Origin of the sequence: Mycetohabitans sp. B8 (assembly GCF_021991875.1) — a bacterium.
Lineage (GTDB): Bacteria > Pseudomonadota > Gammaproteobacteria > Burkholderiales > Burkholderiaceae > Mycetohabitans.
The window spans coordinates 621,305-645,453 of sequence record NZ_JAHLKR010000016.1 but is presented as its reverse complement, the minus strand read 5'-3'; the positions used below and the strand labels follow the sequence as shown (position 1 = coordinate 645,453).

15 protein-coding genes and 1 pseudogene are annotated in these 24,149 nt (G+C 55.6%); 4 read left to right on the top strand and 12 right to left on the bottom strand.

The window, feature by feature from the left end; genetic code table 11:
* Positions 1-219 precede the first annotated feature (219 nt).
* From KQH60_RS08690 to KQH60_RS08670, 5 genes are all read right to left on the bottom strand, one after another.
* On the bottom strand, positions 220-1,533 hold the full coding sequence (locus KQH60_RS08690; RefSeq protein ID WP_237576051.1) for a condensation domain-containing protein: 1,314 nt from the start codon (positions 1,531-1,533) through the stop codon (positions 220-222).
* A 423-nt stretch (positions 1,534-1,956) separates the two neighbouring features.
* Entirely contained in the window at positions 1,957-2,892 is a 936-nt protein-coding gene (locus KQH60_RS08685; protein WP_237576050.1) for a hypothetical protein, read from the bottom strand.
* A 483-nt stretch (positions 2,893-3,375) separates the two neighbouring features.
* The gene (locus tag KQH60_RS08680; protein ID WP_237576049.1) at positions 3,376-4,296 is read right to left on the bottom strand and encodes a hypothetical protein; all 921 of its coding nucleotides are present in this window, start codon (positions 4,294-4,296) and stop codon (positions 3,376-3,378) included.
* A gap of 554 nt (positions 4,297-4,850) precedes the next feature.
* Positions 4,851-5,159 carry a hypothetical protein gene (locus tag KQH60_RS08675; RefSeq protein WP_237576048.1) on the bottom strand — a complete coding sequence of 103 codons (309 nt, stop codon included), beginning with the start codon at positions 5,157-5,159 and terminating at the stop codon, positions 4,851-4,853.
* A 47-nt stretch (positions 5,160-5,206) separates the two neighbouring features.
* On the bottom strand, positions 5,207-5,734 hold the full coding sequence (locus KQH60_RS08670; RefSeq protein ID WP_237576047.1) for a hypothetical protein: 528 nt from the start codon (positions 5,732-5,734) through the stop codon (positions 5,207-5,209).
* A 123-nt stretch (positions 5,735-5,857) separates the two neighbouring features.
* On the opposite strand from KQH60_RS08670, the pseudogene KQH60_RS08665 reads away from it, so the two are divergent.
* Positions 5,858-6,205 (top strand): annotated as a pseudogene (locus tag KQH60_RS08665) (hypothetical protein); the annotation flags it as partial.
* A 32-nt stretch (positions 6,206-6,237) separates the two neighbouring features.
* On the opposite strand, the gene KQH60_RS08660 reads toward KQH60_RS08665, so the two are convergent.
* Both KQH60_RS08660 and KQH60_RS08655 read right to left on the bottom strand, forming a co-directional pair.
* Complete coding sequence (locus KQH60_RS08660; RefSeq protein ID WP_237576046.1) at positions 6,238-8,550, bottom strand: FdhF/YdeP family oxidoreductase; 2,313 nt, start codon at positions 8,548-8,550, stop codon at positions 6,238-6,240.
* An 11-nt stretch (positions 8,551-8,561) separates the two neighbouring features.
* Complete coding sequence (locus KQH60_RS08655) at positions 8,562-9,143, bottom strand: hemerythrin domain-containing protein (protein ID WP_237576045.1); 582 nt, start codon at positions 9,141-9,143, stop codon at positions 8,562-8,564.
* A 208-nt stretch (positions 9,144-9,351) separates the two neighbouring features.
* Here KQH60_RS08655 and KQH60_RS08650 point away from each other — a divergent pair, with 208 nt between their 5' ends.
* Positions 9,352-9,846 (top strand): ferritin-like domain-containing protein, encoded by a 495-nt coding sequence (locus KQH60_RS08650; protein WP_237576044.1) that lies wholly within the window; start codon positions 9,352-9,354, stop codon positions 9,844-9,846.
* A 154-nt stretch (positions 9,847-10,000) separates the two neighbouring features.
* On the opposite strand, the gene KQH60_RS08645 is transcribed toward KQH60_RS08650, so the two are convergent.
* The 5 genes from KQH60_RS08645 to KQH60_RS08625 form a co-directional block, all read right to left on the bottom strand.
* A complete protein-coding gene (locus tag KQH60_RS08645; RefSeq protein WP_237576043.1) occupies positions 10,001-11,203 on the bottom strand; it encodes an SIR2 family protein in 1,203 nt (400 codons plus the stop codon).
* A gap of 522 nt (positions 11,204-11,725) precedes the next feature.
* The gene (locus tag KQH60_RS08640) at positions 11,726-12,385 is read right to left on the bottom strand and encodes a DUF2894 domain-containing protein (protein WP_237576042.1); all 660 of its coding nucleotides are present in this window, start codon (positions 12,383-12,385) and stop codon (positions 11,726-11,728) included.
* Positions 12,366-13,016, bottom strand: a complete 651-nt coding sequence (locus KQH60_RS08635; RefSeq protein ID WP_237576041.1) for an OmpA family protein — start codon at positions 13,014-13,016, stop codon at positions 12,366-12,368. The genes KQH60_RS08640 and KQH60_RS08635 overlap by 20 nt, the downstream gene beginning before the upstream one ends.
* On the bottom strand, positions 13,013-15,109 hold the full coding sequence (locus KQH60_RS08630) for a DUF802 domain-containing protein (RefSeq protein WP_237576040.1): 2,097 nt from the start codon (positions 15,107-15,109) through the stop codon (positions 13,013-13,015). The genes KQH60_RS08635 and KQH60_RS08630 overlap by 4 nt, the downstream gene beginning before the upstream one ends.
* A gap of 10 nt (positions 15,110-15,119) precedes the next feature.
* The gene (locus KQH60_RS08625) at positions 15,120-15,914 is read right to left on the bottom strand and encodes a DUF3348 domain-containing protein (RefSeq protein ID WP_237576039.1); all 795 of its coding nucleotides are present in this window, start codon (positions 15,912-15,914) and stop codon (positions 15,120-15,122) included.
* A 1,298-nt stretch (positions 15,915-17,212) separates the two neighbouring features.
* Here KQH60_RS08625 and KQH60_RS08620 point away from each other — a divergent pair.
* Both KQH60_RS08620 and KQH60_RS08615 read left to right on the top strand, forming a co-directional pair.
* Complete coding sequence (locus tag KQH60_RS08620; RefSeq protein ID WP_237576038.1) at positions 17,213-20,497, top strand: Tc toxin subunit A; 3,285 nt, start codon at positions 17,213-17,215, stop codon at positions 20,495-20,497.
* 21 nt (positions 20,498-20,518) lie between these two features.
* Positions 20,519-24,124 (top strand): neuraminidase-like domain-containing protein, encoded by a 3,606-nt coding sequence (locus KQH60_RS08615; RefSeq protein WP_237576037.1) that lies wholly within the window; start codon positions 20,519-20,521, stop codon positions 24,122-24,124.
* Positions 24,125-24,149: the final 25 nt, after the last annotated feature.

Sequence of the window (24,149 nt, the reverse complement as noted above, 5' to 3'; positions counted from 1 at the left end):
GCCGGCACGTTGTCTGGCGTTGGCAGGGCGATCCAGCAGCCTTCTTCCATTGTGAATTCTGGTGGCCCGTGTACTAGATGGGCATTTATAGAAGCGTTTTGCTCGGGGGCAACTGTCTTGACAATGCGACCATAAGGACCTTATTCAATAAACTCAAAAAGTTTAACTATTTTTACAAATTTCGCAATACTACATAGGTGACTGCACGTCCTCCTCGTTTTACAGGCCAGATTTGGCAAAGCCTAGATCGACGTCGCCGACCAAGCGATGAGGTGTGTCAAAAAATGCGTACATCAGCTTCAGGAGCTGATGATGATGCATAGTCAGATCATCTATTGTGTAAAGTGCAGGGTTTGCGCTAAAATCAATTTGTAATGGAGATTTATGAGTTTGATTATATAAGGTAATCCAAATATCGTCGACTTGGCGATTTCTTAGGTCATAAGTTTTTGATGGATGTTCTCCAAAGTCTGGCCTATGGTCGGGTGGCATAAAATTAATGGATGGGCCGTATAGTCGCTGATTTTTGGGCAATCTAAGTGCACGGCGTAGGTCCTGAGTTCGGTAACGTTGATGAGCCAATATTTCTCGAACATTTTTGGCAGTTTGTTCTCTTAATGCCGATAGGCTCATATCGGGCTGTACAGTCAGTCGAATCGGTAAGCTATTACATACTAACCCAGGGATATGCCGATCTTCGCCAAAGCGAGCTTTAAACACCTTACCTATTACCAGGTCTTGAGAACGGGTAAATTGATGAAGATAAGTGGCCACTGCAGCCGTGATAAGTATGACAAGATCGCGGGCGGGAAGGTCTTTTACGTCGGGCCTATCTACATAAGCTGTTTGATTTAAATAGTCGTTAGAGGCTGGAGCTTGCAAACTTGTAAAGCTTACTGGCTCAGGTAAATGGGCACAATATTTTGTCCAATATGTCTCGTCTTCTGTGTATTGTGAAGAAGTTCTATACGCAGCATCATTTGCCAATAGCCTTGAAATTGGTCCGAAGGGACACGCATTTAAGGCTACGTCTTGGACCAACATGCTATAGATTTGCGCTACGCGCTCTATAATTAGGGAGCGGCCAAAACCGTCAATTACAATGTGATGATACTGGTGGTACCAAAAAAATTGATTTGCTGCAACCTTAATCAGCGCATAACAAAAAAGTGGGCCATGCAAAAGGTTGAACGCTTGTTGGCATTCCGTTTTCATCCAAGCCATAGCGCTAGCGTGTGGGTTGTCTTCGGCACTGACATCGATGATTGGCATGGACCAAACAGGGAAGCCTACCTGCTGTTGAACGTTTTTGTCGTTTTCAATGAATTGAAGACGAAGCGTTTCCGCTTCCATCACGACCTGCCGTAAAGCTTTTTCAAATAAAATGGGATCAACTGCGCCATTGATTTCTGTAAATTGAGCAATATTAAACTGAGAACTGTCTAAGGAAGATTTCTGGATCTGCCACATGCCAAGTTGCAGTGGGGTTAATGGGTAAACCGGTAAATTTATATGAGAAAGTTTGTTTTCCATAAAAAATATTTTATATTTTAAAGGTAAATTTAATGAGCTTGTTAATAAACATAGGAAACTCAACAAACCACCTGAAAACCCCGGTTAAGGGCGCCAACTGTCATAACTTGACGGTGTTCAGCCGACGCTTAAAGCGATTTTTGCTGTCCGCGAGTTAAATGGTCGGCTACACAAATACTGCAACAGGCTTCATGCTGAAGGGCTACGACTGCTGTCGATGCGACGCTATCTGAAACAGTGTGGCATCACTGCGCGAATCATTTGCGAAGATACCGCAGTGTGCATGCCTAGTTTGCCGGCTTGGACAATTTGCGCATTCGTTTTGAGCAGCGACTCAATGTTCATTCCACGCTCCTTTTGCTTTATCTGCTCACCAATTCGCTGATGACTTGATTGGCTAGTCTGAGCTACTGAGGTCTTTATCTATTGCCCTATCTCCAGGTAAGGCGCTTTATTTACGATCTTTGCTTTGGCGGAGATAAAATCAATATGGGGCATTTGTAACCCCATCCCGATACCAATGTAAGCGCCAACTGTACTTTCATTTAACAATGAATTTTTTGACCAATCCACTGTATTGGTATAATCTGCGCAGCCAATTGCAAACTCCATGGCAATCGAGCTGTGCTCAAAATTTCCAAATAGACTCAAATACTTATTTGTCACATCGATGCCACCGATTATGATTTTTTCAGTAATGTTATTTTTGATAATTAGTCGATTGTTTCCCGTGGAGCAGCATTGCATAAAGCGCTGAATCTGACTGCCAAAATTTTCTTTTTGCTCAGCGTTATTGCATAGAAATATAATGCCGTCAAAGCAAAACTCTCCATCTAAGATAAAGCTTGGTTTTTTATTGATAATATTTATTAGCGATGCTTCGAGGAATTCGGTTGCAGAATAGGGGAAGCCAGCTTCCATCACATTTGAGTTATTTACAACCAAAATTTCATCGCCAAATTGACAAGAAATTTTTTCGCCTTGCGATTCAAGCTCAACACACTGTGTTGAAAGCATATTTGCATATGCATCCGAGCGCCTTTTTAGTGTATCGGCAAAGTGCAACGATAAAAGTTTAGATAGGGCATAGTCAATTGTTTGCGGCGAACAGTCTGACTTAACCATTGAAAGATGAGTCACTGTAGATTTACAGATATCCCACAAATTTTCTAATTTTTCATATTTTGAATAAGTGGTAATCAAAAGAAGCGCGGTATTTTGAGGGTTTGAAAAATCAAAATCATCAAAATTTACTGTCTCAAAACCATGTTTTTTTGCAATCTTTGCACTTGCAATTGTATCCGTAACAATCGGTATGCGACGTGCGATTAATTTCTGAAAATAGCGCTCAGCTTCCATTTGTTCCTAAACTCGTCAATTTTCGCTGCTCGTAAAAATAAGCGTGCAATTTATAAATTTAACACGCTAGTCACAACTGATATTAATGTCGTGTATTGAGAATTTTAATTCAATCGCAAGACGTGAAGGATGTGAGCGCAAGTTGGAACCTTTGCACGAAAGGATTGATGATTTGTCTTTGGTGCCAGCCCCGATCATATTTTAAATTTGATTTAAAAATAAGCTTGGCCAAGTATCAGATGTTGTATTCGTTTGAGCATTCGTCCCCAAAAGACCCGTTCAAACTTTTGGTGGATGCATTTTCCAACGAATTGCTCGACTAAACAAACAACAGGATCACGCCCTTCCGGAAGCCCACACATTCCAGAAATTTGTTTGCGAACTACGAGTAGTTATGACTGTTGTCATCGAGCCTCAAATGAATTTACTGCTCTACTACATCAGAGGATAAAGTCACGTCGAGTAAAGGACGATAGTGACTGTTTAGGCTTCGACTGCCCCTACAACCCGTGCTCGTGATGAGATGAAATCGATATGCGGCATTTCCAAACCCATGCCAATGCCAATATGTAAACCTAACGTGCCTTCATTAATCACGGAATTCTGATTCCAGTCTACAGGCTCTGGGTAGTCGACGCAACCAAGCGCGATCTCCATTGCCCTTAAGCCTTGCTCAAGCTTGCTAAACGTGCTGACAAACTGTTCCGTAACGTCCACTCCACCAATTAAAATTTTTTCGGCAATGCTGTCTTTAAAAAAGATAGTGTTATTTCCGGCGGCACAATTTTTCATCAACGGGGTGAGTACATTTCCAAATTTTTGCTTCAGTTCGGCATTGTTACAAAGATAAATCATGCCGTCGAAACGAAATTCACCATTGACAATAAAACTTGTTTCCTTTCCCGCAATATTCACAATGGATGCTTCAAAGAACTCGGCGACTGAATACATCCAACCGGGCTCCATTTTGTCTTCATTGTTGGCGATCAGCACGTCATCACTAAATCTACATATGAATTTTTGTCCTTTCGAATCAAATTCGATGCAGTTTGCACACAGCATATCCGCGTATGCGTTCTTGCGCATGTTGAGCGTGTCTGAAAAAGGCGCGGTCAGAAGCTTGGCCATTGAATAACCGATTGTTTCCGCCGAGCAGTCAAATTTAGCTAATGCCAAATGCGCCACAACAGCTTTTGCTGTATCCCACAAATCTCGTAGTCTCGTATGCGTTTCGTAGGTGGTGATCAGCAGGAAAGCAGTGTTGGAAGGCGATGAGAAATCGAAATCATCAAAGTCAACTGTGGTAAAGCCATGCTTCTTGGCGATTTCCGAGCCAATCGTGCTATCAGTCACAACTGGTATCCTGCGTGCAGCGAATGCCTGAAAATAATCGACAGCATGCATATTACCATCCTATGAATTACTATATAATCATTTGGCTGGAGAGCGAGACCACTCTCCAGCCGTTACACTACCGCACTTGCTTACCAGTAACGGTTTTGTGCGGTGCGACGTTCTTCAATGCTTACCGGACGTACTTTCACTTGTGCTTGGTTCATAGTAACACCTCGTTAAGGTTGTCATGGAATACCTACCAGCTCTTTGCCGGTTAGGCAGTTATAAGGTATGACAAAGATTGCAAACTTGCAAGGCCTGAGATCCATATAGTTGTGGCGATCAATTCCTGTTGATAGGATTTTTCTTTTTACTATAAATTCTGTTCCAAAAAAATTAAATGCTTAACACTTTGTTTAATCTGTCGGAATAATAGGGTCTTGCAAACAGTATAATTTCTAAATATTAACCTTAAATTCAGAATAATAACCATGCGTAGGCTATGGGAATAAACCTTCCCAGTTGAGGAAGACACACGGACGATATGACAGAATTGTTCGCTGAGCGTACGTGACGCGGCCGTGTGCGGTGCAGCGCGCGAGCACCGTGACTACGGCGGCGGCTCAATAGCGCGTCGCCTCAACCCCGGCGTACGTATCGAGAAACGCGCGTTTCGCGGTTTTCCATTCGGCCTGATAGCGCGGGTAATCCTGGTCGGCCGCCTCCAAAATCTGCTTTATCGTTAGCAAACGATCGTCGCAGGGGGCGGCACGCTGGGTCGCAGCGTCCGTCGTCGTTGTTCCGTCGTCATCGTCGCCGTCGTTATCCAGCGCATGAGTTGCCGTGTCAGCAGTGGCGGTCGGCCACTTGACCTTGCGTTCGTCATGGAAGAAGTCTGCGGCAAACGATCGTCGATCGCCGATCGCCGACATTGCCCAGCACGGCGGCAATGACACCCCAGCCGTCGATTGGCTGTCCTTCATCGTCGAAGACTTTCTGCGCGCAGAAGATTTTGCCGGCGCGCGTTGACGTTATCCAGCACGCCAGTCTCGCGAAACGCATGGACGCCGTGCGTGAAGCTCGCTGCCAGGTAGTTGCGAGGCAGCGGTACGCCGTGCTTATTGACGACGAAGGCGGCGAGCCACCGTTGGCCATTCATGCGCTGGATTTTGCGTTCGCTGAGGTCATTGTTGGACAGAATGCCTTGCAGCACGAGGCGGGCTAGGTCGTCCACGTTGGCCACGCCCACGTAGACGCCATGCAGAAACGCATGCTGCTCGGTTGGCGCAAATTCTGTGCGATGCCAGCGGAGCGTGGCCTGAGGACACGGTGGCGCAGCGGACTGACTTTGATTTGCGGAGTATTTTCTCTCGCCGTCGGGGCGGTCGGGATATTGAAGGTTTCCAGGTCGCGCCAAAACCGCAGGACGCGCACAGGTTCGTCGTTCGTCTTGTTCAAGGCCTGCCTCGCGTAGATCCGGGGTGGGGGGCGTGGTGATGACAGGCATGAATGGGTCAAGGACCTGACGCCACATTCAGGCGACTCGCAGGATGCGCGTTGATGTGCAGCATTTCCAGTACCGCTGACAATGGCGCGCATTCGCTGAACTGACTAGCAAGGGCATCCTGCAATGGAAAACACGCTGCAGGGCCAGTTGAAGTGCTGGCGCCGGTATTGGCATCAGAATCCCGAAACCGGCTTCGAGAGCGTTAAGACGTCCGACTATGTGGCGAACCTCCTCCGGACGCTCGGACTGCAGGTGCATCGCGGCATCGGCGGAACGGGTCCCGTCGCCAACCTGGCCGTTAGAGACGAAAAGCGGGCTATCGGCCTGCGTGCTGATAGGGATGCGTTAAACATTACGGAGCATGCACCCGTTCGTGAGCATGCTTCGTGCACAGCTGGAAAATGCATGCGTGCAAGCACGTTTGCAACGTGCTCAGGCGGCATCATGGCCAGTGAAGATCATTTTGTCATTCATGGCAGGGCGCGCGGTACGATTGATTCACGTCACGGCGGCACGTCGTCGTGCAGAATTCTGACGGGAATCGACTTCGCGGCTGGCACCTTGCTTTGCTTGGCATGATGCCACAGTGGCAGTAACACATTGCACTCGGGGTAGTATCCGGCAATGCAGCCGGGCGGCACATCGTAGGCATGCACGCGCAGACCGCTAAGGCGCCGCTCGACGCCATCGTCCGCGAGGGTCTGCAGCGTGATCCTATCATTCTCACGCAGGCCGCGACGGCGGATGTCGTGTGGGCTCATTAGCACGACCATTCGCGAGCCCTGAATGCCGCGGAAGCGGTCATCGTGTGCATAAATCGTTGTGTTGAACTGGTTGTCGCTGCGCAGTGTCATGAGCCGCAGCGCATCCGGCTCGCGCCGCAGCATGTCCGAGTCCTTGTCGAGCGCCGCGGGCACAAGGAATTCGGCTTTGCCCGATGCCGTGGCAAAGTGCCGCTCGCGTGCCGGCAGTGGGCGCGGGAAACCACCCGGTTGACCCATGCGCCGCTCGAAGTCCTTGAACATGTCCGGATACGTTTGGGCGATCTCGCTGCGTACCAGCGCATAATTGTCACGCCACGCGTCCCAGTCGGGCCCCGCACGCGGGTCCAGCGTAGCCTTCGCTATCCCGGCGACGATGTAAGGCTCCGAGCGCAGCTTGTCGCTGGCCGGCTGCGCATAGCCACGGGAGCCGTGAATGCATGCAGTGCTGTCTTCGATCGACACGGCTTGCTCGCCGCTTGCCTGCCGGTCGATTTCGATGCGGCTCAGGCAGGGCAGCACATAGGAAATCGCGCCCGGCAACAGGTGGGAGCGGTTCAATTTGGTGGCGACGTTGACCGTGAGCCGCAGTTTGCGCCAGGCCGGCTCGATGCGCGAGCGGTCTGGGCCGGAGCGCACTAGGTTGCCGCCGAGGTTGAGCACCGCGTCGATCTTGCCGGCGAGCATGGCCTCAAATGTCTCGACGGTGTTCAGTCCTTTTTCGCGAGGTGGGTTGAACGAGAACTGCTTGGCGAGTCGGTCCAGCGGCGCGAGTTCCGGCTTCTCAGTGATGCCGACCGTGCGCTGTCCCTGCACATTCGAGTGCCCACGCACCGGTGAGGGCCCCGCGCCCGGCTTGCCGATGTTGCCGCGCAGGAACAACAGATTGCATAGTAGACGCACATTTTGCACACCCAGCCGGTGCTGCGTAAGGCCCATCCCGTAGTGTGCGATCACCGCGTCGGCCTTCATGTATTCGGCCGCCGCTGCCTGCAGCGCGTCACGCGTCAGCCCGCTGGCCGCCTCGATGTCGGTCCATGCTGTGTTGCGCAGATAGTCGGCGAACGCGTCGTAGCCGCTCGTGTGCTGTTCAATGAACGACACATCGATCGCCCGCGGTGCGCCGCTTTGCCGAGCCTGGTCATCGGCGTCGATCACGGCCTTGCAGATGCCGACGATCGCGGCGCTGTCACCGCCGTTTTTGACCTGGTGGTACTGGGTGCTGATCGACGTGGTGGCCGGGGTGAGCATTTGCGCGGGCGACTGCGGATTGGCGAAGCGGATCAGTCCCGGTTCGCGTAGCGGATTGAATGTAATGATCGGCACGCCACGTTTGCGCGCGTGCTGCAGCGGATGCAGCATACGCGGGCTATTGGTCCCGACGTTCTGGCCGAAGAAAAACATCAAATCAGTCTTTTCGAAGTCCTCGAGCGTGATGGTGCCGACGTCTACGCCGATGGCTTCCTTGAGGCCGACGCTGCTGCTTTCGTGACACATGTTCGAGCTGTCTGGCAGATTGTTGGTGCCAAAAAGACGCGCGAACAGTTGCAGCATGTACGATGTTTCGAGCGACGCCCGCCCTGACGTGTAGAACACCACCCGCGCGGGATCGAGCGCGCGCAATTCGCGGCCGATTTCATCGAACGCCTGCTGCCAACTTACTTCGACGTACTTATCCTGCGTGCGGTCGTAGCGCAACGGCGCAGTGAGGCGGCCCGCTTCTTCCAGATCACGGTCATGCCAGGTAGCCAACTCGCTTATTGTGTGAACGTCGAAGAAGTCCGGCGTCACGCGCTTTTTCGTCACATCCCACGCGGTGGCTTTCACACCGCTTTCACAAAACTCGGCTAGATGCGGCCGCGCAGGCTTTGCCCATGAGCAGCCCACGCACATGTAGCCATTGGGTTTGTTCTGATGGATCAGCAGACCGCTACCCTTGAGCGCGACTTTTTCCTTCGTAAGAATATTGGCGACCGCCTTCAGCGAGCCCCAGCCACCCGATGCATAGGGGTAGGCTGCGGGTTTGAATTCCGGGGCGTCCGGTGTGTCTGACATGATCGATCTCGCTATGCACCGCCGGTGCGATGGGTTGCAAAGCAGCGCAATATGGCGATGCCGGTCAACGCGCCTAGCAGCGCCGTGGCGATCGAGAAGGTGACGGCTGTATCGAGCGCGATGCGTGCTGGCCGGTGCGCCCCGAGTAGTTGGATGCGCCGGCGCGTCATTGCGGCGCCCAGGCTCGCCAACTCGGCTTCGAGCACACGTTCGACACGCGGCAGCAACACCGTTTCTTCGTCGGCGACGTGATGGATCACAGTGCGCATCAATTGCATGAAAAGACTGTCGTAAACAGCGTTTTCCGGTCCCATGCTACGCAGTCGTTCAATCGCCTGCCGTATCGCGTCATGCTCGGGCTTGCTTTTCTTCAGCACGTCATTGTCCGGATCGACGCGTGCGAGTGCTGGGTAAAGAATTTCCTCCTCAAGCTGTGTGTGGATTTCCAGCGCGGTACATGCGGTGCGCACGATCGCGCGCTTGTGCCACCAGGGCGAGTTGTGGCGGTAGCGGTGAAAGGCCGCCAGCACGTGGGTGTGGTCGGCGCGGATCGCAGTGGTAACGGGCAGTGCCGCAAGCGAGGATAAAGCCATAACACCTCCTGGTTACAAAGCTTCATGTATGGCGCATTTGCCATGCCTAGCCGCATGAGCTTGGCGCGGTGAGCGGGCGACGGCGTCGTGGCGGCGACCTTGTTGAAGCCGTGCCGGTGTCCGGGCATGGGCGTTGCGGGATAAGCGAGGCCAGCGCGAGTACACCCGTGCGGCGTATTCCTTAAGAGTTCGATGAAGGAGGCTCAATATGGCACGCAAGACCTTGGAAGACTTGTTTATCCATTCGTTATCTGACATCTACAGCGCGGAGAAGCAATTGACACGCGCGCTCGGCAAGCTAGCGCGTGCTAGCACGAATCCAGAGCTCGCACAGGCCTTCGAGACGCACTTGCAGGAAACGCATGAGCAAGTCGAGCGCATCGATCAGGTGGTCGAGAAATGCGGCATCAAGCTGAAACGGATCAAATGCGTGGCAATGGAGGGGCTGATTGAGGAAGGCACGGAACTGCTGGACGAAATCGAGAAGGGGCCAGTGCTCGATGCAGGGCTGATCGGTGCAGCCCAAAAAGTGGAGCACTATGAGATTGCGTCTTACGGCACGCTGTGTGCGTTCGCAAAGCATCTCGGCAAGGATGACGCGGTGCCGTTGCTCAAGGCCACCCTCGATGAGGAGAAGGCGACGGATCAAAAGCTGACGCAGTTTGCCGAGAAGGTCGGCAATCCGCAGGCTCGCCAAGCCTAAAGGAACCGTGTCACACGTCGGCGCCATGCGGCCGTTGACGCGTGGCAGAGCTCAGACTTGCCGGCTGGGAACGGACGTTTCGTACCCGCAGGCGATGCGGTAGCATCGGACGGCAGCTGGCCTTGCGCGTTGGGTTTGGGGCGTGCCGGAACTATCACAGCGAGCGAACAGCAATACTGCACCATTCGCTGAAACTGCCCCGCCACGGCAATACTGCGAGCCCTCCGTGCGCGCTGGCATGCGGAAAGGCGCTTCTTGCATGAGCAAACTGCGTTTGAACGTCAGCTAGATCGATGTAGTACAGCACACGCTGGCGTCCGTCGGCCGGCGCTTCGGCAAATTGGCGCAGCAGCAGTCGCACCAGCGCGTCCTCGTCCGGGAAACTGTAGCCGACCAGCACGACGACCCTGGACTCGCGCAGCAGCCGCACGGCCTTTGGGAACAGCGCCTGGAAATAGGGCTGGTCGTAGTCTTGAGCGCGCGATGGCAGCATGATGTCCGGCGGGTTGCTGCGCAGTACTTGCGTGTCGCGGCGACGGTAGTCAACTTCAAAATGACCCTCACGCCGATAGATCTCAAACCCTCCATTGAGTTTCAGCAAATAACCGCTCGCAAAGGGCACCGCCACCGCCCGCCCGTGCGTCTCGCCACACCAGGCGAATGGCGTGAAGCCTCGATATAACTCGCGCGAACGGGCACGTCGGAGCGCTGTATCCACCATCGCCTCGATCACGAAGTCGTAGTTTGTCGTCAGGAAATTCACGCCGATGCGGGGTGCGGGCCGCTCGCCAGCCGATGTCGCGCTCGCATGCTCCTGCAGCGCGGCAAACAGTGAACTGATCGCCGTCTGGGCGTCGCTGAGTGGCTGGCCGAACGATAGCGTGTCGCCGACCAGCGTAGGAGGCTTGACATGCTGATGGAACTTGCGAAGTACCGCGTAGCGCAATTCACGTTCCACCAGCTCCAAATAGAACTCGTCAACGTAACGGTTGCGGATCAGCGGATACTTTTTCAACATGCCCACCTGATAGACGATGTCTAGAAACGCGGATCGGCCCAACCCGACGGTGCGATCGATATGCATCATCCGTAGGAAATCTTCCAGGAACGGAGATTCGCTCGCCCAGTCGTCGCCAGTAAAGTCAAACAGATCGGTGCCGGTCGGATAGCGGTTGTCCCATGCATGGGAAAAACCGGCGCCAAGTACGAACGTCACGTTGCTCACTGCAGGATCGCCGTGCCGCGCTAGCGCATGCACGGTCTGCGCAAACTGAATCGGCGCCTGCTGGGCTCGTGACGGGGAGGGCGGGTTGGTGCGTTGGCGCGTGTTGCGTTGCTTGTCGATGTGTTCCGTCATGGGCGGATGAGTCGGGGGACAATGTCCGAGGTCGGGTGGCGTGCTATCGAGCTGCGCCCGCCGCCGTTTTCGTTGCATGCCTGGCGGGGTGCAATACTCGTGCCCGACGTGCCGGGCACGCCCTTTTCGCGCAAGCGTGAATGTCTTTTGTTCTTACGATTGCCGCATCGTGACGGCAGCTTTGCCGAATGGGGACGAGGCTGACGCGCGCAGGAGCGCAGTCGTGTCCCGCGCGCGGATATTGCCGACGGGCGGGACGAATGCGGGTGCGGCTGATAGGCACAAACGAGGCGTGCACGGGTATGGCTCGCGCTTGTCGATGGACAACGCGCGGCGCTTTGCGCTGCCATAACACCGCGCCGAGCCTGCGGGGGGGCGCTGGGCATCTTGGGTGGGCGGCATAGTTTGGGAGCTCGAGCACTCGCGCTCAGGCATTGGCGAGCCGGACGCGGCATGGGCCCGGGCGCTGCGATTGGGACGAAGGGTGGCGCCCGCATGAAAGGCGCGGAACAGCACACCGCTTCAGCGCGATTTGCCTCGGGTGCTCTTGCGGGCAACGGCGGCAAGCGCGATGTCCTTGGTCGATGCCGGGCTCTCGCTATTCAATTGCTCCATCCACGATAAGGTGTCCGCGTACGCGAGGAACTGCTGTAGATATCCGGGTGATAATTCGCGCATCAACAAAAGCGACCGGTGCACGAGACTGCTGGAATTGAGCGGACCGGCATTTTTCGGCACTTGGTTCAGCGATTGCCGAAGCTGCTTTTCAATGCGGACCCTGGCCCAGGTCTTTCTAAAATAATCCAGCGTGGCCGGCCCCAGTTCAGGCACGGGGTGCGGCGCGGCGGCAAGGGCACCGGCGTCGCCGTGCGCGGGTTTGCGTGCAGCAATGTAGTCGAGCAACGCCGCGAGCGTAGGGTTCCCGGGCTCGCGTGATGCCGTTGCGGCCTCTGCGTCGCTGGAGCGCAGAGCCGCCCGCTCGAGATCGGCGGCATACGCATCGAGCAACTCGCCAAGCCGGCGTTCCAGATGACGCCGCACCGCGCCGACGTGACCGGCCGTGCGCCGCTGCAGCGCGTTGATGAAGCGGAAGCGCACTGGGTCCAGGCGATCGGCGCCAGATGCTCGCCATGCGTCGAGCTGGGCTCGCGCATGCGTTTCGCTACGGCTCACGGCGTTCACCGTGGGTGGCGGCGGGCTTTGGCACGGCGGCAATCTCCACGCGCCGGTTCCGGGCCCGTCCAGCGTCATCGGCATTCGAGCTTACCGGCTGTTCGGAGCCGAACGCGGCGGCGAACACCGACGATGCCGGCACGCCTTCCGAGATGAACGCACGCGTCACCGTCAATGCGCGCTGGGCTGACAACTCCCAGTTATCGGCGAAGCGACGATTGCCCGCGTGGACTTGCTGGTCATCGGCGAAGCCGCTCACCATCAGGATTTCGTCTCGGGCGCCCAGGTACGCGCGAAGCGGCTTGGCAAGACTTTTCAACAGCTCGTGGCCTTCGGGTTGCAACTGGTCCGAATTAAGCGCGAATAGTACGCTGCCGCTGATGCCGATACGGCCGTTGACCAGTGTCACGCGTCCGGCGGCCAGCGGCCCGGCCAATGCCTGTTCCAGCGTCTTGCGGCGCTGTGTTTCCATTTGCCGCTGTCGGACTTCGTTCTCAAGCTTGGACGACAATTGCAGCTGCATGCCGATGACGCCAACCAGAATCAGCACGAACGCACCCAACACTACCGACATCATGTCGGCAAACGCGGCCCAGATGGGCGCCGCCGCGTCCACGCCGCCGTCGATGTCGTCGTTCATGGCGCTTCGGCTCCCGCACAAGCCTGCTGCGTGGCGAGCTGTTGCAACTGCTCGACGATCTGCTTCTGCGACATCATGCTTAGATCGATGACTTCCCGCGCCTGCGCGACGTAGTAGGCGAGCTGCTCGTCACTGCGCGTCAGCGATTTGGCGAGCGCCGCTTCGATGCGCTGCAGATGCTCGACCAGCGTATCGTTGGACGCGCCAAAGGACTGGACCGCTGCGCCGAACGCTTCGCCCAAGCTGGCCATCTCGACCGCGCTGCCGGTGAGCTGCGCCGCGGTGGTCTCCAGCTGTTGCGTGCCGGCTCGGACCTCGTCGGTGAACCGGTTGCCGACGCGTTCCAGCAGGCTCGCCGATGTCGTGACCAGTGCGTCGATGGCCGAGCGCTGCTCGTTGGACGCATGGTTGACCGCGTCGAGTAGCGTCGCCAGCGTTTCGAGCACTCGGCCACGTTCCTGCAGAAACGCTGTGTCGCGCTCGAGGCTATCGGACAGTTGCTGGCGCAGCTCGGCGATCACCTGCGCTGCGGCTAGCGGCGCCTGCGACGCGGCCTGCACGAGCTTACCGATTTCTGCGATCGTCTCGTGTGCCTGCTCGTTGGCCTGCGCTGAGATCTGTTGTGCTGTCCGCGCCAGCGTGTCGCAGATCTGTTGCTGCTGCGCCGCTGCGTGCATGCTGGTTTCATCCCATTGATGGCGCAACGTGGCGGCCATGGAAGTCAGCGCCGTGGTCCAGGTGGCCAACCGGTGCTCGTCCTGCGACTGCAGTTCGGTACGCAGCTGTGCCTGCGATTGCTCCATTGCATCCAGCGACGCCATCGAGCGCTGCACAAGCGTCGCAACGGCCGTTTCGAGCGCGTGCTGATGGTCCGCAGCGCGTTGCTCCGCGGACTGCTCCTGCCGCGTTAGCGTCTGCTGACAAGTCTGGGCAAGCGTCGCCACATTGGCTTCCAGACGTGCCGACAGCGTTTGCAATAGGGTCGCGGCGCGTTGTTCGGCCTCCTCTGCGAATCGGTCCGCCGAGACGCGAAGGTGCTCGAGCAGCGCGTCATTGGATTGCTGATGGTCGGCCAATGCCTCGCTCCAGACCGCCGCCACGTTGCGCGTGGTCGCGTCCAGGCTCGTGGACAGCGCATGCAACTGCTGTTGCACGGCGCTGGCGACGGTATCGTGCAGCGATGCCGTATCGCGCGCTAGGCCGGCCATCGTCGCCTGGACGACCGGCTGCAGCGCTGTACCCGCAGCGCGGGCGCTGTCGGCCACGCATTCTGTCAACGATTGCGTCACGGATGAGGTGAGGCGCGCGTGCGCGTGCTCGACCTTGTCGAGGAAGGCTTGCTGCCCGGCGAGTTGTTGCTCGCTCAACGTCCGTGTCTGCCGCTCGATGTGCGTGATCATTGTTTGCAACTGGTTGACCAGTGCAGGCAACGCATCGGCTTGCCGCTGCAAGACCTGCAAAGTCGTCTCACGCTGGTGAGCGCTCGAATGGGCGCGCAATGTCGTCGCAATGGCGGTATCAAGCTGCTGTGCGGCCTCGATGCGCTCGCGGCGGCACAGGGCGGAAAGCAGGCCCAGCATGGCAGATGCCGCCACGCCCGCAATCGATGTGCCGAACGCGAAGCCCAGTGTGCTGACCGGCGCGGCAAGCGACGCCCGGACAGCGTCCAGATCGGTCGCGCTTTGCAGCGCGGCGCCGGTGCCGCGCAATGTCGTCACCATGCCGAGCAGGGTGCCCAGCATGCCGAGTAGCACCAGCAATCCCACCAAGTAGGGCGTCAACACCGGGCCCGGCAACGCGACGCGCTGGCCGTCCAGCCGCAGGCGCACCGCACTGCGCAAGCCGGTAGGCAAGGGTGCCAGCCAGGATTCCAGCGTCGGCAGGGGGCCGGACAGGCTGGCCACGGCACGCGTCAACGTGACAGTGGCCTGTTGGTGACGGCGCAATTCCAATGCACCCGCCAAATAACCGGAGCCGATCAGCAGCGTGACGGCCGAGGCCAGCAGGTTGGAGCCAAGGTAGCCGGCGCCGATCCAGGCTACGACGGCCAGGCCGGCCAAGAAGACAACAACGTTAAGGCGATAGCGGGTCATAGCATGTTGGTTAGCGGGTACGGTAGGCCGACAGCAGTCCCTGCACCGGTTGCAACCGGGCATCGAGTTCGGCGATTAGCACGCTGCGCATATCGTGGCGAAATACGTCCAGCCAGTTGCCAGGCGCGCCCGCAGGCGGCGGCGCGCCAGTTTGAAGCGGAACTTGCGTGCACGCCTGCTGTTGCATTTGCGCCTGTGCCGGCGGCGCGGGCGGATGCGCGGCGTCGCGCAAGCGGGCAAAATGCGCGCCGAGCAACGCGGGCACGTTGGCCAGCAGGTGATGCTCGCGTGCGGCCAGTGCCTGCTCCATGACGGTATCGACCGCGCACAGCCGCGCCCAATCCGGCGCGCGCATCGCTAGCATCGCGCGCAGCCGCCCCCGCAGCGCACCGATAGCCGTTGCCATCGCGTGCTGCACGCTGACGTAGCGGTGGCGAAAATCGGCGTAGTCGGGCACGGTGTCGCCGCTCGCTCCGCGCAGCGCTGCGGGCGGGGCCGTGTGGCGCGCTGCGGTGGCGAAGCCGCAAGCGGCATCGATGCGGCAGATTAGCGACATGCGCACGGCGGCAGTATGCGCCGACGCGTCATTGCCCATGTCCGCTACGCCGGCCGCGTCCGATGCGACGCCGTACGTATTGGCGTTGAGCGCGGTTGACAACGCAATGGCGTCGGTCCAGCCGAGCCATTGGCTCAATTGGTTCGGCAACGATTGTCCGGACTCGGCTACATCGAGTTGCGCGAGCCGCGCAAGTAGACGAACGAGCGTCGGCGCGCCGGACGCCGTTGGCCGGGGGACTTGCACCATACCACCAGAGTCAAAAAGACAGCAGTTTACACGTCTGTGGGATACGCGGGCTGCATCCGGTTCCCGCCTGTCATCATCATCGACGGATTGGACGCCGCGCTGGCGGCGCGGTGCGATACGGCGCGAGCACGCTACGTGGGCGCGGTCATCGCCCGGTAGTGAGGATCGCTGATGGCAAGCCATTGCCGGGAAATCCTGTGGGGATTTGCGTCGGCACGTCAGTTAAAAGCGTCATCGGGCGAGCACGGGCACGTGAGCCGGTGAGATCGTGACGCTGCGCGCACCGCGCGACTCGACGGAGGTAACGCCGGTACTGAGCAGCAAAGCGACGACTGCCTGATTGTGCATGACGCGGTGATCGTTACCGTGCGGCGGTCGGATTCAGCGCTGCAATCTCAGATCGGTCGCTCCATTAAAAAACAGTGGCACTGGTTCGGCGCCAGGTTACGCGCCAAAGCGTCGGAGCGCTGCTGCTGAATGATCGTTGGCGTAGCGCAATGGCGATTCAATGATGGGCGAGACAATCGAGCTGTTTCATATCATGCGATTGTGCGGGGGGCGCCTGGCGCGCAGCCGTATTTTTCTGTGAGGCAGCCCAGCCTCTGCAGGTCAACGCTTGGCGGTGCTCACGGCAATTTGTCGCATTGAATAAAGGGAATTCGCTTGGATGCTTTCCGGCTAGTGCTTTATAGTGGTTGCTACCTTAGGTGTCAAAGCAGCATATGGCAGTTGGGCACGACGCTTGGATACGTGGTGAGTCGCAGCCAAGTGATGAGATGATTTGCCAGCGAACGGGCGCATCGCAGCGCAGTAACCGTTTTGGCTGAATACAAACGAAGTCTGGAGGGAAGAGAATGAAGAAGTACCCCAGCTTGAGCATCATGGCCTCGCGCCTGCGCGGCACGTCTAATTTTCCTGTTTTATTCTGTTCCCAAACTTTGTCCGCTTAACGTACAGCGAGACGGCTTTGCTGTGAGCGCGTTGTGCGTCATCACGACGTCTTGCTTTCAAGATGGGCAGGTGTTGAGCGCCGTTGTTTGAGGCAATCAATCCTTCGTGTAGCGCGCTCAGTTGGATGGTCGCGGGTGTAACACTGCCCTAACCAAACGTGATTACCCATTAATGGAAAATGATTAGTATAGCTTATCAAGATGAGTTTTTCTATGTTGTTTTCGTCGATTTTTCGACGGTTAATGAGGCCAAGATCGCTTTCGCTTCAGCATTCGAATTGGGAAGTGCAGTGGTTCTAAGGCATGTGCTCACCTTTCCCACCTTATCTCCTTTAGCGTTCTAAAAAGATGGCAGAACTACTCACCTTTCAGTCGGGCAATCCAGACCAACGGCTGCTTGATGCCGGCTATCGCAATGTGTTCGATATCGCATCAATCAGCCGTGCTGCTTTTGTGGAATCTATCCCGTCTCTGACGGCTAAGGATGCTCGTGCGGTGTACCGTCAGGCGCGCCAGCGTGCGGATAACTTGAAAGCCCTTTATCGCGCTTGGCAATTGCGTCAGGAGCCCGTGATAGGCAAACTCGCGAAGCTCAATACCTGGCCGGATGCGCCCGCGCTCAAAGATGCGCTAATCCGCAATATTGGCGGTGATGGCGACTTCTCTGATCTGATGGAGCGCGCCAGCGCGTATGCGGACGCTGCCTCCATTCAATCGCTGTTTTCCCCCGGTCGTTACGCTGCCGCGCTGTACCGCGTGGCGAGTGCACTGCACGGTACGGATTCTCATTTACACATTGATCAACGTCGGCCGGATCTAAAAGACTTGGTGCTGAGCGAAACCACGATGCAGCAACAGGTCACGTCGCTCGATCTCTTGCTGCAGGTGCTGCAATCGGGTGGTGAGCCTATCGACGCATTGTCTGATCGATATTTTCCGATGACGCTGCCCTACGACGACAATTTGGCGCAAATCAATGCCGCGTTGTCGGCTCAGGCGCGAACGTTAAATGGCCTGTGGGACACGCTGACCGATGCCACCGCTCAGGCCGTCTCGCAGCAAGCTTTTATGTTTGGTGCCGCCCGCCGAGTTGGGAGTACGCGGGCAGACGGTGATTACCTGACGGGCAACGTGTTTTATCTGCAGGCGCTAGACGGCAACACAGAGCCCATGGTGTATCTGTCACATTATACAAACGGCAGTGGAGTCATTGGCGCGCAACTGGTGGCGGGCAATGCCGATCATGCAGCCGCAGCCATCGTAGCCCCTCTGGTGTTGACTTGGTCAGTTGAACAACATTGCTATTACTTGGGGGTACCGGATGGGACACAGATGGCAGGTAGCTCCGCCAACGTGTTAAATGGCTGCTTTCTAAGAGGCAATCACAATACCAATCCCGATAAGGACGGCAATTTTGCGCAGATGGCGAGCCGATCGGGTGGCACCGAACCCCAGTCCGGTTTTCATCTGCCGATCACGCTGATACCCGGCAGGCAAAAAAACCAATACTATTTGAAGACCGGTAAAGGGTATGTTGGGGTAGACACTTCCGGTCAGTCCAACTGGAAAGACGCACTGATCGTGACGGCCCCACGGGATAAGGCGCTGTTGGTGACGATGCGCAAAGACGCCGGAGGCCAACCGATCGAAGACGGCTCAACGCCGTTTCCCGAAGTCGTATTTGAGCAGCCCTCACCGCCGGCGCGTGAGACGTTGTCGCTGACGCCGGTGAGCTATCAGCTGATGACCAACCCCGAGCTGAGCGAAACGGATATCGCCGACCACTACGGTATGGAGGACGTCAGTCTGCGCAGTGCGGGCTCGTTAGCGACGACGCTCAATTCAATCGCCACCTTCTGTGAAAAAACTCGCCTGCGCTTTAACCAATTGCTGGAACTGACTGCGCAGTACGCTTACGATGAAAACGGCAAGGAAAGCGGCGCGCGCAGCCGCTTTTTGCGCTTTGGCAAGCAAGAGCCTGTTCGCGTGAACGAGTACGGTGCAGCCTATTTGAATGGTGCACTGGACGACGCTGACGCGGACCCAGCCCGCTACTTGTGGGTACAGAAAGACGGCAAAAACTTGAACTTGACGGACGAGACGGTGGTTGAGTTGACAGGCCGTGCGGAAAAACTGGTACGCCTGTCCAGCTTAACCGGGCTATTGTTTGAGGCGCTGGATTGGGTGATCGTCAATGCGAGTCGCTGTGTGCCGGAACATCACAATAAGCCGGTACTGGACAAACCCGTGCTGGAAGCCTTGGCCGAATATGTGCGGCTGAAACAGCGTTACGGTTTGGACGTCAACACGTTTGTGACTTTTATTGACGCCGCCAATCCGTATGCGCCGGACCAAGTGCCTAGCTTTTATGCGTCCGCGTTCCGCCCGGTCGACGGCGGTGACGCAATTGCGTTAGGCACAACGGTGAACTATGCACGAGATCAGCAGGATGCGCTGTCCGCGATCTGTTGCAAGGCGCTAGGTGTGACCAGCGACGAATTCGAGCGGATTGGTCGCTGGTGCTTTGGAGAAGCGGGCACGTTCACGCTGGATGAACACAGCGCGGGTCAGCTGTATCGCTTTGGCGCCATTCCGCGTTTGCTAGGGCTGACATTTGCACAAACCGAAGTATTGTGGCGCTTGATGGCCGGTGGGCAGGACACGCTGTTGGAACAGCTAGGGCAGCGGCAGTCGCTGGCCCCCCTGGCGATTTTGAGCCGCACGGAAAAGGTCCTGGACTGGATGGCTTCAGTGGGACTGAACCTGTTCCAGCTGCAGGGGATGGTGAGTACCGTTTGGAGCGGCACGGCTACCGCGGAGATGTTTAATTTTCTGAAAAACGTCTGTGATAGCGTCAATCCCCCCAGCACCGCTGCCACTCGGCAGGACGCGCTGGATGAAGCGCTGCAGCAAAAGGTGCTGCGCGCGCTGGCTGCGGGCTTCAATCTGAAAAGCAATGTAATGGGTGGGGTGACCACGTGGCTAGAGAAACTCACAGTAGATACAGAGAATGCATATACGCTGGCTAACTACTGGCATGCCATTCAAACACGGTTCAGTCAAGCCAACGTGAGTTTGGACGACTTGCAAAAGGATACGGCGCTTGTACTGGCGACGCAGCGCCTCAGTCAGCTGGTGCTGATTGCGCAATGGCTGACGTTGACCGAGCAAGACTTGCAGTTGCTCACGAATTATCCGGACCGCCTGGTGGCCGGAGCCGTCACCGTTCCTGCACCGGATATGACACTGTTATTGACGCTGTCGCGCTTCAAGCAGTGGCAAACGCAGGTGGTGGTTTCCCGTGATGAGGCGATGCGCTGTTTTGATCAGCTCAATGTCCAGGAGATGACGTTTGATGCGGCCGCTGCGCTAATCGCGTCGCTGCATAAAATGGACACGAAGACCGTCGCGCAAATGAGTGTCTCATTATTGGGAAAAAACACATGGCCGAAAAGCTTTGATGTGCTGTGGCACTTGCTAACGTGGTTGCGTGCGGGGCAAGCGCTGAACGTTGGGACTACCACGTTGGAGCAACTTCAGACGATGATGCGGGCCGACCCGTCCGCTGAAGACCGTACCTTATTAGCGGCAGTGGCTCAGAACCTAAGTGCAGGGATCAGTGCCCGCCAATAAAAAATTCAAAGGAGCCGAATGATGTCAGCCTCACTATTTTCACAAACTTTGAAGGAAGCGCGCCGCGACGCACTGGTGGATCGCTATATTGCGACGCAGGTACCGGCAGACTTAAAAGACAGCATCCATACTGCCAATGATTTGTACGAGTATTTGCTGCTAGACACTCAAATCAGCGATCGCGTGAGCACGTCACCACTGGCCGAAGCGATTAGCAGCTTGCAGTTGTTTATCCATCGGGCGATGGAAGGCTATGACGGCGAGTTGGCGGACAACGCAAAGTCGTACTTTGCACAGGAGCAGTTTCTGTACAACTGGGACGCTTTTAACCGACGCTATAGCACATGGGCCGGCAAGGAGCGTTTGAAGTTCTATGCGGGCAACTATATTGATCCGACGTTACGCTTGAATAAGACCCAGCTATTTCAGACGCTGGAGCAGGGGGTATCGCAAGGAAAATTAAGCGACGCACTGGTTCAGTCGAAAATAGGCGAGTATTTGATTGAGTACGATACCCTTGCCAACCTTGAGTATATCAATGCAGCCAAAGGTGGGGGCGAAAAGACGATATTCTTTGCGGCACGCACGCAGAGTCAGCCTTATAAATTCTATTGGAGAAAGTTAACACTGGTTGATGAAAATGGTAAATTGGTACCGAATCAGTGGACCGAGTGGCGAGAAATAACGGCTGGGATAGTAGATCCGTACAACGGATTAGTCAATGTTTTTTGGGATAATGAAGGGTTAAATGTTTATTGGTATAGTTTCATAGACAAGGGGGTGAAGGGGGTAAATTGTGAAAAAAATATTTGGTTGCTAAATGAAAATTTTAACTGGGTATCAAAGGAAAAAAATATTGCCTATTGTTACGCATACTTTGATGAGGTTGAGGTCAAAGACGTAACTTATACATTTGAATATCAGCATATAAAAACACAATATGGATCTGATGAAGAGTTTATTTTATCTGGATCTTCTTTTGTCTTAAAAAATGCTAACACGGGGGCAACTCCGAAAACTGGGGTTGTGCTACAAGATAATTACGGTAACACAATAAAAAAATTGGATATTGTCGGGGATTATGAGTTCTCAAATATTCCTTATTATTCAAGCGATACGAAGGTAGAATTTAAAATTACTCATGGAAATAATGATAATTATGTCAGGTTTAATTTCTGCGCTGATTTTAATGATAAAAATGGCAAAAAAATAGAAAATTTTTTAAAGTTTGATAATTATGGTGATTTTACGTCGTCAGAAAAATTCAAGCTACCAAGTGGTGAGGAAATTGCACTGAAGCTGCCAAAAAAAGTCGATTTGGCTAAGCTATTTGCCGACCGGCACGATGCACTATTTAATTATGACGTACAAAAGGATTTGGGCGGCCTACCCGCGTTCAGTGGCTCTTATGGAATGTACGTGTGGGAAATCTTCTTTCATATACCGTTTCTGGTGGCCGTGCGGATGCAAACTGAACAGTGGTATGACGAGGCAAACACTTGGTTTAAGCGTATCTTTAATAGCAGCGGCTACCGTGATGACGAAGGCAAACTGCTTCCCGATGACAACGGCAAACCACGCTATTGGAATGTGATGCCGCTGCAGCTGGATACTGCTTGGGATACGAGCCAACCGGCGACTACGGATCCAGACGTCATCGCGGTGGCCGACCCAATGCACTACAAGCTGGCGATCTTTTTGCATGCGCTGGATTTGCTGATCGCACGCGGCGATCACGCGTATCGAATGCTGGAGCGCGACACGCTGGTCGAAGCCAAAATGTATTACATCCAAGCGCAGCAACTGCTCGGGCCGCGTCCGGATATCCGCATCACGAACACATGGCCTAACCCGACACTGAGCGACGAGGCGGGGGCGCTTGTCGAGCCAACTCGCGGCCATCCATCCGGCGCACTCACCTTCGCGAGCTGGTTGCGCACGGGTGACACGGCCAACATGGGCGATGGCCATTTCCTGCCGCCATACAACGACGTGTTGTTGGGCTACTGGGACAAGCTTGAACTGCGCTTGTATAACCTGCGTCATAACTTGAGTCTAGAGGGTCAACCGCTGAATTTGCCGCTCTATGCGACGCCAGTGGACCCGGCCGAACTACAGCGCCAGCAAGCCGGAGGCGACGGCGCGAGCAGCAGCACGATGAACGGCCAGAGCCATGTGCAGGGCTGGCGTTACCCGCTGTTGGCGGATCGTGCGCGCAACGCGGTGGGTTTGTTAACGCAATTTGGCAGCAGCCTGCAGATGGCGCTTGAGCGTCAGGACAATGAAAAGATGACGCTGTTGTTGCAGACGCAGCAGCAGGTGGTACTGAAACAGCAGACAGACTTGCAGCAGAGCAATCTAAAAGGGCTGCAGCATAGCTTGAGCGCGCTGCAAGCCAGCCGTGACGGCGCAACATTGCGCCAAACTCATTTTCGTAACTTGATTGACGGTAACCTGTCTGAGGCAGAAATCGCTGGGCTGACACTGCGCAGCACCGCGATGACGACCAATCTGGCGGCGACTGGGTTATTGATTGCCGGTGGCGTCGCGAATGCGGTACCGAATACGTTTGGTCTGGCTAACGGCGGGTCTCAATGGGGCGCGCCTGTGCTAGGTACCGCGCATGCCACGCAAGCGGCGGCCGTTGCACAAGATCAAAGCGCGGGCATTTCCGAGGTGACCGCCAGCTATCAGCGCCGCCAAGAAGAATGGCAACTGCAACATGATATTGCCAAAAACGAAGCGACCCAGCTAGACGCGCAAATCAAAAGCCTGACCGAACAAATTGCGATGGCCCAAAAACAAATCACACTGGCTGAAACCGAGCAAGCGCATGCCCAGGCGCTATACGAGCTTCAGACCACGCGTTTTACCGGGCAAGCTTTATATAACTGGCTAGCGGCGCGTCTGTCCGCACTGTATTACCAACTGTACGATGTCACGCTGCCAATTTGCCTGCAGGCAAAAGCGGCGCTTGTGAAAGAGCTGGGCGCCCAAGATACGGATAGTGTGTTTCGGGTACCAGTGTGGGACAACCTGTGGCAGGGCCTATTGGCAGGCGAAGGGCTAAGTGTAGAGCTGCAAAAGCTTGAAGGCGTGTGGCTGGCGCGCGGCGCTAAGGGGTTGGAGGCAACACGCACGGTATCGCTGGATACGTTGTTCGGTGCCGGCACCCTTAGAAAAGCCATTCAAGACGTGTTGGACAACAAAACCGTGTCACCGTCCGGGGGCGTGAGTCTATCGCTGCAGGACAATATTTTCCAAGTCACGCTGGACTTGAGCGTGTTAGGGCTGGACAAGTCCTACAACATGAAAGAAAAGGTGCGTCGGATCAAGAGCGTTGCGGTAACGCTGCCGACGCTGCTGGGACCCTATCAGGACATCGAGGCGACGCTGACATCAGGGACGGAGACGGCGGCGCTCTCGCACGGCTTGAACGATAGCGGTCGTTTTGTCACCGATTTTAACGACAGTCGTTTCTTGCCGTTTGAGGGCATGGATGTCACCCAGGGTGAGCTGTCGCTCAATATTTTCCATGCGGGCAAGGACGATAACGCACAACGAGATGTGGTGGAGAACTTAAACGACATCATCGTGCACCTACATTACATCATTCGAGACGCGTAGTCCCTGCTTTACATTTGCTCACAGG

What these genes read in the sequence shown, in the direction of transcription:
- KQH60_RS08690 (WP_237576051.1), bottom strand. Translation starts at nt 1,533, where the DNA reads ATGGAAAACAAACTTTCTCATATAAATTTACCGGTTTACCCATTAACC.
- KQH60_RS08685 (WP_237576050.1), bottom strand. Translation starts at nt 2,892, where the DNA reads ATGGAAGCTGAGCGCTATTTTCAGAAATTAATCGCACGTCGCATACCG.
- KQH60_RS08630 (WP_237576040.1), bottom strand. Translation starts at nt 15,109, where the DNA reads ATGACCCGCTATCGCCTTAACGTTGTTGTCTTCTTGGCCGGCCTGGCC.
- KQH60_RS08655 (WP_237576045.1), bottom strand. Translation starts at nt 9,143, where the DNA reads ATGGCTTTATCCTCGCTTGCGGCACTGCCCGTTACCACTGCGATCCGC.
- KQH60_RS08635 (WP_237576041.1), bottom strand. Translation starts at nt 13,016, where the DNA reads ATGAACGACGACATCGACGGCGGCGTGGACGCGGCGGCGCCCATCTGG.
- KQH60_RS08650 (WP_237576044.1), top strand. Translation starts at nt 9,352, where the DNA reads ATGGCACGCAAGACCTTGGAAGACTTGTTTATCCATTCGTTATCTGAC.
- KQH60_RS08680 (WP_237576049.1), bottom strand. Translation starts at nt 4,296, where the DNA reads ATGCATGCTGTCGATTATTTTCAGGCATTCGCTGCACGCAGGATACCA.
- KQH60_RS08660 (WP_237576046.1), bottom strand. Translation starts at nt 8,550, where the DNA reads ATGTCAGACACACCGGACGCCCCGGAATTCAAACCCGCAGCCTACCCC.
- KQH60_RS08645 (WP_237576043.1), bottom strand. Translation starts at nt 11,203, where the DNA reads ATGACGGAACACATCGACAAGCAACGCAACACGCGCCAACGCACCAAC.
- KQH60_RS08670 (WP_237576047.1), bottom strand. Translation starts at nt 5,734, where the DNA reads ATGCCTGTCATCACCACGCCCCCCACCCCGGATCTACGCGAGGCAGGC.
- KQH60_RS08625 (WP_237576039.1), bottom strand. Translation starts at nt 15,914, where the DNA reads ATGGTGCAAGTCCCCCGGCCAACGGCGTCCGGCGCGCCGACGCTCGTT.
- KQH60_RS08675 (WP_237576048.1), bottom strand. Translation starts at nt 5,159, where the DNA reads ATGTCGGCGATCGGCGATCGACGATCGTTTGCCGCAGACTTCTTCCAT.
- KQH60_RS08615 (WP_237576037.1), top strand. Translation starts at nt 20,519, where the DNA reads ATGTCAGCCTCACTATTTTCACAAACTTTGAAGGAAGCGCGCCGCGAC.
- KQH60_RS08620 (WP_237576038.1), top strand. Translation starts at nt 17,213, where the DNA reads ATGGCAGAACTACTCACCTTTCAGTCGGGCAATCCAGACCAACGGCTG.